Raw genomic sequence first — 15,224 nt, 5'->3', positions numbered from 1 at the left:
GCCGCCGCAGCACGCCCGCGGGCGGACCCTGCCCACAAGGTCCGCCCGCGGGCGTGAGATTGACGACGCGTATTGACGGGTGCGCGGCCCCTGCGATCAGCCGAGAAGGGACGCGAGCCGGGTGTGCTCGAGGCCGTGCGCCTCGGCCACCTCGCGGTACACGACCTTGCCGTCATGGGTGTTGAGCCCCTTGGCGAGGGCCGGGTCCCGGCGCAGCGCCTCGGCCCAGCCACGGTCGGCCAGCTCCAGGATGTACGGGAGCGTGGCGTTGGTCAGCGCGTGGGTGGAGGTGTTCGGGACGGCGCCGGGCATGTTGGCGACGCAGTAGAAGACCGAGTCGTGGACCCGGAAGGACGGCTCGGCGTGGGTGGTCGGGTGCGAGTCCTCGAAGCAGCCGCCCTGGTCGATGGCGATGTCGACAAGGACACTTCCGGGCTTCATCCGGGAGACCAGCTCGTTGGTGACCAGCTTGGGAGCCTTGGCGCCGGGGATCAGGACGGCACCGACGACGAGGTCGGCCTCCAGGCAGGCGCGTTCCAGCTCGAAGGAGTTGGAGACCACGGTCTGCACCTTGGTGCCGAAGACCCTGTCGGCCTCCTTGAGCTTGTCGATGTCCTTGTCCAGCAGCGTCACGTGGAAGCCCATGCCGACCGCGATCTGGGTGGCGTTCCAGCCGGATACGCCACCGCCGATGACGACGGCCCTGCCCGCGGCGACGCCCGGAACGCCACCTGGCAGGACACCGCGGCCGCCGCCGGCGCGCATCAGGTGGTAGGCGCCGACCTGCGGGGCGAGGCGGCCCGCGACCTCGGACATCGGGGCGAGCAGCGGCAGGCGGCGGTCGGCCGTCTCGACCGTCTCGTAGGCGATGGCCGTGGTGCCCGAGGCGAGAAGGGCGTCGGTGCAGGGACGCGAGGCCGCCAGGTGGAGGTAGGTGAAGAGGATCTGGTCCTTGCGGAGCCGGTGGTACTCCTCCTCGACCGGCTCCTTGACCTTGAGCAGCAGGTCGGCCGCGGCCCAGACCTCGTCGGCGGTGGCCACGACGGTGGCGCCCGCCGCCACGTACTCGGCGTCGGTGATGGACGAGCCGAGTCCGGCGCCCTGCTGGACGTGGACCTCGTGGCCGTGGCGGACCAGTTCGTGCACGCCGGCCGGCGTGATGGCCACCCGGAACTCGTTGTTCTTGACTTCGCTGGGGATGCCGACCTTCATCGTCGATCACGGTCCTTGGCTCTGGCGGGGACAGGAGGGGATTCCCGGCCACGACGGAGCGCACCGGAAGACACCGCGGATCAACGCGGCGCAGCCAGTCTAAAAAGAAGGATTTCTCGCTGTCTAGCCTTGGAAGGCAACAACTTTCACGCGCGACGCTACGGATTTCGCAGGCGAATGGCTCCCGCTCCCTGGGGTGCCCGTTCTCCTGGGGCAGGCGGGGCCTCTCCCGTCCGCACCGGCTCGCGCGCGCCCTCGGCCCCACCGGCTCCCCCCGGGGCACCCGGCACCCCGGGCACCTGCGGCCCGGCGGACTCCGGCGTCCGCCCGGTCCTCCACCCGGCCTCGGCCCCGTCCGGGCCGCCCTCGCCGTCCTGGCGGTCCGGCCGCTCCTGGCCTCCGCCGGACTCCGCCCCGGCCGCCGCGTCCGGGGCCAGGAGCTGTTCGGCGGCGGCGCGGTGCAGCTTGGCCGCGGCCGGGTCGCCGAGCCGCTCCAAGGTGTCCGCCAGTCGCAGCCGCAGCGCCGCCAGCAGCCGGTCGTCGCCCGCCTCGCGGGCCCACTGGACCGCCTCCTGACAGGTGCGCAGCGACTCCTGGGGGCGCCCGGCGTACTCCTGGACCCGGGCCTGCTCGCTCAACGCCCGCGCGCGGCCGGCCACATCGCCGCACCTGCGGTACGCGGCGACCGCCGCCCGCCACTGCCGCAGCGCCTCGCCGTACTGCCCGGCGTAGGTGTGGACGGTGCCGAGCCGGCCGTAGAGCCGGGCGGCGTCGGCGTGCTCGCCGCGGGCCAGCCGCTCGGTGAGGGCCCGGCCGTACCAGTCGGCGGCGCGCGGCCAGTCCTCCAGGGACTGGTACGAGCCGGCCACGGACTCCATCGCCCGCCCGGCGGCCACCGCGTCGTGGGCGGCGCGGGCCGCGTCCAGCGCCGCCCGGTAGCGGCTCAGCGCCTGCCGGGTGCGGCCGGTGGAGGCGTCGAGGTCGGCGAGGTTCAGCAGCGCCGCCGCCTTCTCGCGGGGCAGCCGGCGGCGCTCGGCCACGTCCAGCACCAGGCCGTGCACCGGATACAGGTCGGGGGCCGCACCGGCCTCGCCGCGGTGGGCGATCATCGCCCGGACGACGGCGGCGAGCAGGCGGCGCGCCAGGGTGTCCAGCTCTCCGTCGGCGACGGCGAGGCGCGCCGAGGCGAGCAGCGCGGCACGCGAGCGCTCCAGCCAGGCGGCGGCCGCCTCGGCGGTGTCGAAGCGCAGGGCACGCGGGAGGGCCGCCAGCGCCACCCGGGCCGGACTGCCCTCGGGGTCGGTCACGGCGCGGCAGGAGTGCAGCAGCCGGACGGTGCGCTCCAGCATCCGGGCGCGGGCCAGCTGGAGTTCGGCGGGCCGGTCGTGGTCGTCGGCGAGGTCGCGCAGGACCGGCTGGAGGCAGGTGGGAACGGTCCAGCGCGGCTCATCGCCCGGCGCCAGGCCGGGTTCGGGGCGCAGGAAACCGAGGTCGGCCAGCTCGCGCAGGGTGGTGCGGACCGTCGGGAGCGAAGCTCCGGCCAGCGCGGAGGCGGTGTGCGCGTCGACCTGTCCGGCGGGCGCGAAGGAGAGCAGCCGCAGGGTGCGGGCGGCGGCCGCGGGCAGGGCGTCGTGGCTCAGCCGGGCCGTCCGGGGCAGTTCGCCCGGTCCGCCCGGGCCGTCGGCGGTGGCCTGCTCCAGCCGGTGGGCGAGGTCGGCCACGGAGGTCTTGGGGTGGGCCGCGAGGTACCCCCCGGCCAGCACCAGGGCGGCGGGCTGCGCGCCGCACCGCTCGACCAGGGCCTCGGCGGCCCGCGGGTCGACGGTCAGCCGCACCTCGCCCGCCCAGCTCTCCAGCAGGGCGAGGGCGTCGGGCACGTCGAGGCCGCCGAGCGCGCAGGGGCGGACCCCGTTGAGGCCGGTGAGCGGACCCCGGGAGACGGCGACGAACAGCAGGTCGGCGGTGCCCTCACCCTCGGGCATGAGCGGGTCGACCTGCTCTGCGGAGGCGGCGTCGTCCAGCAGGACCAGCAGGCGGCGCCCGGTGAGTTCCTTCCGCAGGGCGTGGGTGAGGTCGTCGTCCCCGGCGCCGGGGACGGTCCGGGCGCCGAGCCCGTCGAGCAGCAGCCGGGCCGCCTCCCCCTCGGTCAGGGCGGTGCCGTCGACGGCGGTGAGGCGGGCGCGCAGGACGCCGTCCGGGTAACGGTCGGCGAGGGAGGCGGCGAGGTGTTCGGCCAGCGTGCTGCGGCCGGAGCCGGGGGCCCCGGCGATGAGCAGGACCCTGGGGCGCGGGGCGCCCCGGCCCGCGATGGTGTCGAGGCCGGCCCGGTCGATCTCGGCGCGCAGTTCCCTCAGCTCTCTGCCGCGCCCGAAGAAGGCTGGGCGGGCCGCGCCGGGCGCCGGGCTCGCGCCCGGTGCCTCGGAGCCGCTGGTGCCGACGACCTGGTCCGTCACGGGCCACACTCCCGTTCGCTGCGCACACGTGCCCTGCCGGGGACCTGACGGGGCGTCGACGAGCCTAGTTCACGCTCCGCAGTCAGCCGGTGCGGGCGTGGCGGGATTGTCGCCCGATCGGATCAACGGATCGTCGCACCGGGTGCGGGGCCGGCGACGCTCCCGCCCAAGGAGGCGCGGCGGAGCGGCAAGCACGCCCCCGCGATGCCGGCCGCGCACCCCCGGCCGGCGGGGATACGCGGCCGCCACCCGAAGGGGGCGCCGGGCTCAGACCTCGAAGGGCCGGGCGGGCCACTCGGCCTCGGCGGGCCGCAGCGACTCCAGTCCGCCCTCGGTGGCGCGGGCGGCGGTCAGCGCGAAGGCGGCGAGGGTCAGGCAGGCGTTGTGCAGCTCCCCCGCGAGCGCGCCGCGGACCAGGTCGGGCACGGCGACGGTGGCCACCTCCATGTCGGCCTCCTCGTCCGAGGCCGCGTACCGCTCGCCGCCGGCCGGGGAGAGCTCGCGGGCCAGGAAGATCCGCACCGCCTCGTCGCAGCCGCCGGGCGTCGGGTAGAAGTCGGTGAGCACCCGCCAGTCCTCGGCCTTCAGGTACGCCTCCTCGTACAGCTCGCGCTGGGCGGCGTGCAGCGGGTTCTCGCCGGGCACGTCGAGGAGGCCGGCCGGGATCTCCCAGAGCTTCTGCCGCACCGCGTGACGGTACTGGCGCAGGACCACCACCCGGTCCTCCTCGTCGAGGGCGAGGATGGCGACGGAGCCCGGGTGGACCTGGTAGTCGCGGTCGGCGGTGGAGCCGTCCGGCATCCGGACGGTGTCGGTGCGCATCGCGGTCTTGGCGCCCCGGAAGGGGGTGACGCTCTCGGTGACGGGCCAGTGTGCGGCGGTGTCGGTGAGGCGCCCCTCGCGAGGCGGCGCGGTGCTGTCGGTGGGGTGGGAGGAGGTGCCCATGTGCCGTGTTCCGTTCGCGCGTCGTCCGGTCGGTCGGCGCGTGGTGCGGCAGCGCGCCGGGGCACGGACCGCGTCGGTCCGTGCCCCGGCAACGTTAGCGCTCCCCCGCGGCGCGCCTACGCCTGCTCTGCGCCGCCCACCTTTCGGGCGACGGCGGCCTTGACCAGCCCGGCGAAGAGCGGGTGGGGCCGGGTCGGCCGGGAGCGCAGCTCCGGGTGGGCCTGGGTGGCGACCAGGAAGGGGTGCACCTCGCGCGGGTACTCGACGTACTCGACGAGCTTGCCGTCCGGGGAGAGGCCGGAGAACTGGAGCTGCGCCTTCTTCTCCAGTTCCGCGCGGTAGGCGTTGTTGACCTCGTAGCGGTGGCGGTGGCGCTCCTCGACGTACTCCTTGCCGTCGTAGGCCTCGCGGACCAGGGAGCCCTCGGCGAGCTTCGCCGGGTACATGCCGAGCCGCATGGTGCCGCCCATGTCGCCCTCACCGGCGACGATGTCGAGCTGCTCGGCCATGGTGGAGATGACCGGGTGGGCGGTGGCCGGGTCGAACTCGGTGGAGTTGGCGTCGTTGATGCCGGCCAGGTTGCGGGCGGCCTCGATGACGATGCACTGGAGCCCCAGGCACAGGCCCAGCAGCGGGATGCCGTGCTCGCGGGCGTAGGCGATGGCGCCGACCTTGCCGTTGACGCCCCGGTCGCCGAAGCCGCCGGGAATGCAGATCGCGTCGGCGTCGCCGAGGTGCTCGCGGGCGCCGGCCTCGGTGTGGCAGTCGTCGGAGGTGACCCACTTGACCTTGACGCGGGCCCGGTTGGCGAAGCCGCCGGCGCGCAGCGCCTCGGTCACCGAGAGGTAGGCGTCGGGCAGGTCGATGTACTTGCCGACCAGGGCGACGGTGACCTCGTGGTCGGGGTTGTGGACGCGGTCCAGCAGGTCGTCCCAGGTGGTCCAGTCGACGTCCCGGAAGGGCAGGTCGAGCTTGCGGACGACGTAGGCGTCCAGGCCCTCGGTGTGCAGCACCTTCGGGATGTCGTAGATCGACTTGGCGTCGACGCAGGCGACCACGGCGTTGTCGTCGACGTCGCACATGAGGGAGACCTTGCGCTTGATCGACGCCGGGACCTCGCGGTCGGCGCGGAGCACGATCGCGTCCGGCTGGATGCCGATGTTGCGCAGGGCGGCGACGGAGTGCTGGGTCGGCTTGGTCTTCAGCTCACCGGAGGGGCCGATGTAGGGCAGCAGCGAGATGTGCACGACGAAGACGTTGTCCCGGCCGACCTCGTGGCGGACCTGGCGGACGGTCTCCAGGAAGGGCAGCGACTCGATGTCGCCGACGGTGCCGCCGACCTCGGTGATGACCACGTCGACGTCGTCGGTGGCCATCCGCCGGATGCGGTGCTTGATCTCGTTGGTGATGTGCGGGATGACCTGCACGGTGTCGCCGAGGTACTCGCCGCGCCGCTCCTTGGCGATGACCGTGGAGTAGACCTGGCCGGTGGTGACGTTGGCCGAGCCGTCGAGGTCGACGTCGAGGAAACGCTCGTAGTGGCCGATGTCGAGGTCGGTCTCGGCGCCGTCGTTGGTGACGAAGACCTCGCCGTGCTGGAACGGGTTCATCGTTCCGGGATCGACGTTCAGGTAGGGGTCGAGCTTCTGCATCGTGACCCGCAGACCCCGCGCCTTGAGCAGCGCACCCAGGCTGGAGGCGGTCAGGCCCTTGCCAAGCGAGGAGGCGACACCCCCGGTGACGAAGATGTGCTTGGTCGTCGAGGATGTCGAGGATCGAGTTGGCATGGCCAAGAGGGGGCTCCCGTGGTCGCGAGTCGAAGTGCTGAGGCGTCCGGTCCGAGGGGTGTGCCCGGGTGCCGTCGCTGCGGTTGCGGGGGTCTCGGATCGCTCGGAGATGCCCACCGTCTCCACGGGCTACCAGCGTAACAGCGACCGGGGGAGACTTCTTCCGGCCACCGTTGGTCACCTCCCGCGACGGTGGGTGAGGCGTTCCGGAGTGCTCAGTTCCATGTACGGACGGTGCCGGCACCCTGTCCGGGGGCGAGTTCCGACGGGTGGTGACGATGGGGGCGCGCGCACGGGCGGAGCCGGGTTACCGTCGTCGGAACGGCTCATTCCTCGATCGTCCGTACGGACTTCTCGGGTTGTCCCGTCCGGCGGGCGGATCTTGGGTGTGCGTCGTATCCTGCTCGGACATTCGCCGCCGAGCAGAGTCGGGCGCGTGGCGCCCCACAAGGGTGGTGGCGGGCCGACAGGGTGGGACGGCACACGGTATGACCAGGTCCGTCGCCTGCTGAGGACAGCTCGGCACCATTTTTTTCTGACCGCAGAGCAAGCGCCCCCGCCGAGGGGGCGACATGGCCGTTCGACTGGAGATGCACGTGGCCGGGCGCATCGAGGACTACGCACTCATCGGAGACATGCAGACCGCCGCCCTGGTCTGCCGGGACGGCACAGTCGACTGGCTGTGCCTGCCCCGCTTCGACTCCCCGGCGATCTTCGCCGGACTGCTCGGCACGGAGGAGCACGGCTTCTGGAGACTGGGCCCCGCCCACTCCGACGATCAGGAGCCCCCCGCCGCCGTCCGGCGCCGCTATCGCGGAGACTCCCTGGTCCTGGAGTCGGAGTGGGACACACCGCGCGGTTCTGTCCGCGTGACCGATTTCATGCCCCCGCGCGACGGCGCCCCGCAGGTCGTGCGCATCGTGGAGGGCCTCAGCGGGCACGTCCAGATGCGCTCGGCCCTGCGCATGCGCTTCTCGTACGGCCGGGTCGTGCCGTGGGTGCACCGGGTCGGCGAGCGCCTGGTGGCGGTCGCGGGGCCGGACTCCGTGTGGTTCGACTCCACCGCCGAGACGCACGGCGAGGACCTGACGACGTACTCGGACTTCACCGTCTCCCCCGGTGAGCGCGTCGCCTTCACCATCTCCTGGGAGCCCTCGCACCACAGCCAGCCGGCCCTCCCGGAGCCGGAGGTGGCCCTCAGCAACACCGAGGAGTTCTGGCGCGACTGGGTCGCCCAGTGCACCTACCACGGTCCGTACCGCGAGGCCGTGGTCCGCTCCCTGATCACGCTGAAGGCGCTGACGTACGCCCCGACCGGAGGCATCGTCGCCGCGCCGACCACCTCGCTGCCCGAGGAGATCGGTGGCGTCCGCAACTGGGACTACCGCTTCACCTGGCTGCGCGACGCGGCGATCACCCTCTCCTCGCTGCTGCGCACCGGCTACCGCGACGAGGCCCGCGCCTGGCGCGAGTGGCTGCTGCGCGCGGTCGCCGGCGACCCGGAGAACCTCCAGATCATGTACGGCATCGCCGGCGAGCGGGAACTCGGCGAGTCCGAGCTGGACTGGCTCCCCGGCTACGAGAACTCCACGCCGGTCCGGGTCGGCAACGGCGCCGCCGACCAGCTCCAGCTCGACGTGTACGGCGAGGTCACCGAGGCCCTGCACCTGGCCCACATGACGGGTCTGGCCCGCAACGACTACGCCTCGCTGCTCCAGCTCAAGCTGATCCAGTACCTGGAGACGCACTGGCAGGAGCCGGACGAGGGCATCTGGGAGGTGCGCGGCCCGCGCCGCCACTTCGTCCACTCCAAGGTGATGGCCTGGGTCGCCGTCGACCGCACCATCCGCCTCATCGAGGCGGGCGACGCCGACGGTCCGCTGGAGCGGTGGCGCGAGCTGCGCGACACCATCCACCGGGACGTCTGCGAGAAGGGCTACGACCCCGAGCGGAACACCTTCACCCAGTCCTACGGCTCCAAGGAGCTGGACGCCTCCCTCCTGCTCATCCCGCAGGTCGGCTTCCTGCCGCCGGACGACAAGCGGGTCATCGGCACCATCGAGGCCATCCAGCGGGAGCTGTCCACCCCGGACGGCTTCGTGCTCCGCTACCCGACCAGCTCGGAGGAGGGGGAGTGCGTGGACGGTCTGGAAGGCGAGGAGGGCGCCTTCCTGGCCTGCTCCTTCTGGCTCGCCGACGACCTGGCGATGATCGGCCGCGTGGACGAGGCCCGCAAGCTCTTCGAGAAGCTCCTCGCCCTCCGCAACGACCTCGGCCTCCTCGCCGAGGAGTGGGACCCGGTCGGCCAGCGCCAGGTGGGCAACTTCCCGCAGGCGTTCTCCCACGTCCCCCTCATCGACACCGCCCTGCGCCTCACCGCCTCGGGCGCGTACGGGGGCTGAGCCCAGGGCCTGACCCGACACCGCCCCGGCCGCACCTCTCCTGGTGCGACCGGGGCGGCCGGGTGCCCGGCCCGGGTACCGGGCGCAGACCCGACGCGTGGCGGCCCTCCTGGGTGAGCGCCCGGACCCGGCGCCTGCGGCCCGGGGACGTCCGCCCGCCTGCCTCGGCCGGCTGTGGGCCGGAGGCGGCCTGCCGGCTTCCCCCACCGCTCACTGCCCGGCGGGGGAAGCCTGCGTCCCCGTGGAGCGAAGAGCGCCGTCGGCGTTCACGAGCGTGGGCCCGGGCTCGTTCGGCCTCCGGCGCCGGCCCGGAGCCCTGGGCCCCTCCTGGGACGGACAGGGAACTTCCCGGCGCCCGGGCGGGACGGGCGGGAAGCGGGCCAGAAAGGGCTCGACAGGCCGGGCCCGGGGTACACCTGCGGGTGAATCCGGCGCGTGGTCCGACCCCGTCGATGTGCCCGCGTACACCCGGCGCCCGCGATCGGCGGCATCCGGCCCCCGGGGCGGCGGGGGACGGGCGCCCCGCACCGGCTGCTGGTCACGCCCGTCCCGGGCCTCCCCCTCCCCCGCCCCGGCGGAGTCGAGCGGCCGTCCGGAGCGGAGGGCGGGGCGCCGTTCCCGCCGGATGGGCAGTAGCGTCCGCATCCATGGAGAACCAGGGCGGAATCACCGTGCGCCGAGCGCTGGAACTGCCGGGGCTGCGTGGCGGTCTCCCGGAGGTGGTGACCGGCGAGGACCAGCTGGACCGGCCGGTGCGGTGGGTGCACGCGGGAGAGGCGCCGAACCTGCCCGCACTCCTCAAGGGCGGCGAGTTGCTGCTCACCACCGGACTCGGCATCGGCACCCGCTCCGCCGACCAGCGGGCCTTCGTGCGCGGACTCGCCGAGCGGGACATCGCGGCCCTCGTGGTCGAGCTGGGCCCACGCCTGCCGCGGCTGCCCGCCGCCCTGGTCGACACCGCCCGCTCGGCCGGACTTCCGCTGGTGCAGCTCCACCGCGAGGTGCCCTTCGTGTCCGTCACCGAGCAGGTGCACACGGAGATCGTCAACGGCCACTACGCCCTGCTCCGGCAGGCCGAGGAGATCGACCGTCGCTGCACCCGCGCGCTCCTCGACGGCGGCGGCGTGCCCCGGGTGCTCCGCACCCTCGCCGAGTTCGCCGCCGAGCCGGTCTTCCTGGAGACGGCCGACGGCCGCCTCCTCTACGCGGCCGCGCCGCCCGGCGCCGGCCGCCCGGACCCGCTCCAGGTGTGGGAGGGGCTGCGGGCCGGCCGCACCACCGACCGGGACCCGGCACCGTCGGGAGCGGTCGTGGTGGAGGTGCCGGGCGGATCGGCGGCACCGGGCGCGACCGGGACGGTCCGCGCCCGGCTCGTGCTGCTGCCGGTGGGCGGCCGGCTGCTGCCCGTGCACCGGCTCGCCGCCGAACGGGCCTCGGGCATCCTGGCAGTCGTCCTCATGCAGGCCCGGCAGGAGGAGGAGCTGGCCGCCCGGGGGCGCGGGGATTTCCTCCACGACCTGGCGGAGGGCCGGATCGCGCCCGAGGACGCGCCCGCCCAGGCCCGGGTTCTGGGGTTCCGGCCGGGTGAGGGGCCGATGCTGCCGGTGGTGATGCGGCTCGCCGACCCGCCGGAGGGGCTCACCCCGGGCGGCGGCTGGGCGGCTCTGGTCCGGGCCGTCGCCGAGGAACTGGCCGCCGTGGGCGTGCCCGCGCTGCTCGGGGTACGCCCCGTCGAGGGCCGGGTGCCGGTGCTGGCCGGGCTGCGCGCCGAGGGCGAACGCGCCGCCGTGTCGGACCGCGTGGCCGCTGCCCTGCGGGCCGGGCTGGAGCGTACGGGCCTCGCCGTCTCCCCGGCCGAGGGCGCGGCGGGACGGCCCGGGCCCGTCGTGGTGGTGGGCGGCGCCGGGGGCTGGGCCGCGGCGGCGGCCGGGCTGCGGCACGCGGCCCAGACGGCGACGGCCGCGCGGGGGCTGCCCGACCAGCCCTGGTACGACGCCCGGCGCCTCGACATCGACCTGCTGCTGTGGCGGCTGCGCGACCACCCCGACCTCGCGGCCTTCGTGGATCGCGCCCTCGGCCCGCTCCTCGACCACGACCGCCGGGCGAAGCCGCCTCTGCTGCCGACTCTCACCGCCTATCTGGCCCACGCCGGCCGCAAGGCGGAGACGGCTCGAGAACTCCACCTCAACCGCCAGACCCTCTACAACCGCCTGGCCCGCATCGCCGAACTCCTCGGCACCGACCTCGACGACCCGCACACCGTCCTCGCCCTGAGCCTGGCCCTCCGCGCCCGCAGACACGTGCCCTGAGGCCGCCGGGCCGTGATCCCGCCGCGGACCCCGGGCGGTGGCCGGGACGCCCCGCCGTCATCCGTACGAACCCGGTGGTGGTCCCCGTGGCGACGGAGGCACGCCGCGGTCGCCCGGGCCCACACGGCCGCGCCCGGACGACCACTGTCGCCCCCGGCGTCGCGGCCGCAGTGGGCGGACAGGCGGGCCGGGCGGGCGGTCCGCCGCTCCGGATCGGGCCGCCGGCGACTCGCACCACCCCGGCGAGGACGGCCTCGTCGGGGACGGACACGTCCGCGGTCACGCAGTCGCCACGGCTCGCCCAGGACGTGGCCCGTGACGCCGTGGTTCCCGGCCGGCAGCCCCGGCGACTGCACGGTGAACCCTCTCCAGACCGGCCGGGCCGGTCCCACCACGGGCGCCGGCCGTCGGGTACGGAACGTGTCCGCCGACAGGGGGAACCACGGTCCGCCGAGGAGGCGGGCCAGGCCCCGGCCGTGCTCGGCCTCGGCCTCACCGGGTCCGCCCCGCCGTTCCGGGACACGGTCCACCCGCCGCCCTCCGGCGTACCGGCCTCAGAGGCCGGTACGCGGGGAGGTCAGTTCGTCGTAGACGCTCAGCGCCTGGGCGACCGTGGCGTCCTCGGTCGGCCAGGTCGCCGCCTGCCGCAGGCCCCGCCGGGCCAGCGCACGCCGCCCGGGTACGTCGGCCAGCAGCCGGAGCACGGTCGCGGCGAGCGCGACGGGATCGCCGTACGGCACCAGCGCCGCGCCGTCCCCGACCAGTTCGGGAATGCCGCCGACCCGGCTGGCGACCAGCGGCACACCGGCCACCAGGGCCTGCTGCGCCAGGACCGACCGGGCTTCCCAGCGGCTCGGCAGCACCGCGAGGTCGGCGGCGGCGATCAGCTGGGCCGCGTCGTGCCGCCTGCCGAGGAGGCGTACGGGCAGGTCCTCCTGCCGGACGCGCTCCTGGAGGCCGCCGCGCTCGGGCCCCTCCCCCGCGATCACCAGGAGCGGCGACGGCTCGGCCCGGTCCCACTCCCGTGCCGCGTCCAGGAGGGTGCCGTACCCCCGGTGCCGCTCCAGTGCCCCGACCGCGACGAGCAGGGGCCGGTCGACCGCGCCCAGTTCCGCCCTCGTCTTGTTCCGGCGTGCCTCCGTGTCGGCCGGGGCGCCGTGGCCGGCCGGGGGCGCGGGGAACGCGGTGGGCGCGTAACGGGCGTCGCGCGCCCCTCGCCTGCGGGCACGCAGCACCAGGTCCGAGGAGGGCGCCAGCACCACCGAGGCCGCCCTGGCCACCCGCTTCTCCAGCAACCGCAGCAACGGAGCGCGGGCCCCCTCGGCATGGGCCCGCGTGTGCCAGGTGACGACGAGCGGGGTACGCAGACCGCTGAGGGCGAGAGCGGCGCGCATCCCGGCGTGCAGACCGTGCGCGTGGACCAGGTCCGCGTCGGCGCACGCCCCGCGCAACGCGGCCAGCGCCGCCGGGTCGCTGCTCCGGTCGACCGGGACGTGCTGCGCGCCGACGGCCCCGAAGTCATGGATCCGGTCGACGGCGGGCGGCGCGCACACCGCCACCCGCACACCGCGTGCCGTCAGCCCCGCGGCGAGCGAACGCACATGCGCGCTGCTGCCCGCGCTGCCCCCGCCGAGCACCTGGACGGTACGCAGCGGCTGCTGTCCGAGGGCTGACGACTGGCTGCTCACGTGGCCGGTACTCCCGGTTTCGGCGGACGGGGGACGCGTGCGGTCCTGTCGTCCCACACCCCGTCAAGAATGCCAGTCCGTACGGGTGTTCCGGCACCGGAAACCGGGTGGGGCCCGCCCGGGCGGGCCGCTGACGCGGGCATGCCGTGGCGAGATCACCGGTACGGGTGAACCCTCGGCACCACCCGTCCAGCAGGTCCCGCTCACGCCCCGCCCCGGGCGAGCGGGCCGATCCACACCGACCTCGGCTCGTCGTACGTCCCCGTCCCGGGCAGCGACGCGGCCATGCCGACGGTGCCGCCGTCCAGCACGGCGACGAGGTTGTGGGAGCCGGGAGCCGCCGAGCGGCCCCCCACCGGTGGGCCACTCGGCCAGGCGGGACGTGAAGGCGAACGGGCGTCGCTCAGGGCCGCCAGGCGGGCGTCCCGCCGGACCGGCGGTCGTCGTCCGCCACGAGGACCCGCGACTTCGCCACGCTCCCGAGTCCCGCGCACCCGCCGGGCACGGCCCGGAGCCCGGCCCCCGCCCTGTAAGGCACTGGCCGCGGAAGGCCCGGACCTCCGTCCACCGGGAGTCCGGGCCTCCGCCCTGCGGACGAGCCGTCGCCGCTGCCTGCCGGGGCGGCTACAGGCGTCCCTCGCCGTGGGCGGCCGCGAGCAGTTCCTCGGCGTGGGCCCGCGCCGACTGCGAGTCCTCCTGGCCGGCCAGCATCCGGGAGAGTTCCCGGACCCGCTCCTCGCCCTCCAGCACTTTCACGCCGCTGCGCGTGACCGAGCCGTCGTTGGTCTTCTCCACCAGCAACTGCCGGTCGGCGAAGGCCGCGACCTGCGGCAGGTGGGTCACCACCACCACCTGGGCGGACCGCGCGAGCCGCGCGAGCCTGCGCCCGACCTCCACCGCGGCCTTGCCACCGACCCCGGCGTCGACCTCGTCGAAGAGGTAGGTGGGCACCGGGTCCGACCCGGCGAAGACCACCTCCACCGCGAGCATCACCCGGGACAGCTCACCTCCGGAGGCGCCCTTGGCGATGGGCCTCGGCGGCGCCCCGGGATGCGGGGCGAGCAGCAACTCGACCTCGTCGACGCCGATCGGCCCGTAGGCGAGGAAACGGCCGTCCACCTCGATGCCGTCGCCGTCCGGGGCCACCTCGGTGTCCCGGATGTCGAAGCTGACCCGGGCGTGCGGCATCGCGAGGGAGGCGAGTTCGGTGGTGACGTCCTCGGCGAAGCGCTCGGCGGAGTCCCGCCGGGCTCGGGTCAGCCGCCGGGCCAGCTCGCCCAGTTCGGTGCGTACCGCGTCGCGCTCGGCGGTCAGCTCGGCGATCCGGTCGTCGTCGTTGTCCAGCTCGGCGAGGCGGGCGGCGCTCTGCTCGGCCCAGGCGAGGACGGCGTCGATGTCCTCGCCGTACTTCCTGGTCAGCTGGGTGAGGGCGGCACGGCGCTCCTCGACGGTGGCGAGCCTCAGCGGGTCGGCGTCCAGGTTGTCCGCGTAGCCCGCCAGTTCCCCGGCCACGTCCCCGAGGAGGATGGCCACCTCGCCGAGCCGGTCGGACATCGTCGCGAGCCGAGGGTCGTGGGCCCGTACCGCTTCCAGAGCCCGCTGCGCCCCGGCGACGAGGGTGCTCGCGTCGGCGCTCTCCAGGTCCTCCGGGTTGCCGGCCAGGGCGGTGTGGCCGGTGGCGGCGGCCGCCGCCAGCGCCTCGGCGTGGCCCAGCCGCTCGGCCTCGGCGGCCAGTTCCGCGTCCTCGCCGGGGAGCGGCTCCACGGCCGAGATCTCCTCCAGGCCGAACCGCAGCAGGTCGGCCTCCTGGGCCCGTTCCCGGGCCCGCGTGGTGATCTCGTCCAGCTCGCCGACGACGCTCCGCAGCCGCCGGTACGCCTCGCCGTACGCGGCCAGCGGCACGGAGACCGCCTCGCCGGCGTACCGGTCGAGGGCCTGCCGCTGGCGCCCCGGCTTCAGCAGGCCCTGCTGGTCGGTCTGGCCGTGGACGGCCACCAGTTCGTCGGCGAGTTCGGCGAGCAGTCCGACCGGCACCGACCGGCCACCGAGGTGGGCGCGTGACCGCCCCTCGGCGGAGACGGTCCGGCTGATCAGCAGCGCGTCGTCGTCCAGCTCGGCGCCCGCCTCCTCGGCGCGCGCGAGCACCGGCGCGCCGGGGGGCAGCGCGAGCCGCCCCTCGACCACCGCGGACCTGGCGCCGACGCGGACGAGTGCCGCGTCGGCGCGTCCCCCCAGCAGCAGCCCCAGGCTCGTGACGACCATGGTCTTGCCCGCGCCGGTCTCGCCGGTCACGGCGGTGAACCCGGGCGACAACTCGACGACGGCGTCGTCGATGACTCCGAGCGACCGTATCCGCATCTCCTCCAACACGCTCACGACCATACGAGGTTTCCGCGCCCCCGTGCGACGCCGCCCCCGCCCGCGTGCC

General features: G+C 75.0%; 9 protein-coding genes. 2 read left to right on the top strand and 7 right to left on the bottom strand.

The window, feature by feature from the left end; all coding sequences use genetic code 11:
* Window positions 1-96 precede the first annotated feature (96 nt).
* From ald to pyrG, 4 genes are all read right to left on the bottom strand, one after another.
* A complete protein-coding gene (gene ald, locus Sdia_RS12485; protein WP_100458157.1) occupies window positions 97-1,212 on the bottom strand; it encodes an alanine dehydrogenase in 1,116 nt (371 codons plus the stop codon).
* Window positions 1,213-1,370: 158 nt separating this feature from the next.
* Window positions 1,371-3,665 (bottom strand): tetratricopeptide repeat protein, encoded by a 2,295-nt coding sequence (locus tag Sdia_RS12480; protein ID WP_100458156.1) that lies wholly within the window; start codon window positions 3,663-3,665, stop codon window positions 1,371-1,373.
* 267 nt (window positions 3,666-3,932) lie between these two features.
* A complete protein-coding gene (locus tag Sdia_RS12475; RefSeq protein ID WP_100458155.1) occupies window positions 3,933-4,610 on the bottom strand; it encodes an NUDIX domain-containing protein in 678 nt (225 codons plus the stop codon).
* Between the two features lie 116 nt (window positions 4,611-4,726).
* Window positions 4,727-6,397, bottom strand: a complete 1,671-nt coding sequence (gene pyrG, locus Sdia_RS12470) for a CTP synthase (RefSeq protein ID WP_100458154.1) — start codon at window positions 6,395-6,397, stop codon at window positions 4,727-4,729.
* 572 nt (window positions 6,398-6,969) lie between these two features.
* Between pyrG and Sdia_RS12465 the strand changes: the two genes are divergently transcribed.
* Both Sdia_RS12465 and Sdia_RS12460 read left to right on the top strand, forming a co-directional pair.
* Complete coding sequence (locus Sdia_RS12465) at window positions 6,970-8,799, top strand: glycoside hydrolase family 15 protein (protein ID WP_100458153.1); 1,830 nt, start codon at window positions 6,970-6,972, stop codon at window positions 8,797-8,799.
* A 647-nt stretch (window positions 8,800-9,446) separates the two neighbouring features.
* Window positions 9,447-11,108: a PucR family transcriptional regulator gene (locus Sdia_RS12460; RefSeq protein ID WP_100458152.1), complete on the top strand. Its 1,662-nt coding sequence runs from the start codon at window positions 9,447-9,449 to the stop codon at window positions 11,106-11,108.
* Between the two features lie 554 nt (window positions 11,109-11,662).
* On the opposite strand, the gene Sdia_RS12455 is transcribed toward Sdia_RS12460, so the two are convergent.
* The 3 genes from Sdia_RS12455 to recN all read right to left on the bottom strand — a co-directional run bounded on the left by Sdia_RS12455 (window position 11,663) and on the right by recN (window position 15,178).
* The gene (locus tag Sdia_RS12455) at window positions 11,663-12,796 is read right to left on the bottom strand and encodes a glycosyltransferase family 4 protein (protein WP_229831680.1); all 1,134 of its coding nucleotides are present in this window, start codon (window positions 12,794-12,796) and stop codon (window positions 11,663-11,665) included.
* Window positions 12,797-12,999: 203 nt separating this feature from the next.
* Window positions 13,000-13,152, bottom strand: a complete 153-nt coding sequence (locus Sdia_RS29765) for a hypothetical protein (protein WP_161499835.1) — start codon at window positions 13,150-13,152, stop codon at window positions 13,000-13,002.
* Window positions 13,153-13,420: 268 nt separating this feature from the next.
* A complete protein-coding gene (recN, locus tag Sdia_RS12450; RefSeq protein ID WP_185392884.1) occupies window positions 13,421-15,178 on the bottom strand; it encodes a DNA repair protein RecN in 1,758 nt (585 codons plus the stop codon).
* Between the last annotated feature and the right edge of the window lie 46 nt (window positions 15,179-15,224).

The organism is Streptomyces diastaticus subsp. diastaticus (genome assembly GCF_011170125.1).
Lineage (GTDB): Bacteria > Actinomycetota > Actinomycetes > Streptomycetales > Streptomycetaceae > Streptomyces > Streptomyces diastaticus.
Note: the sequence above shows the minus strand (reverse complement) of the source record. Positions and strands in the feature narration are given on the sequence as shown.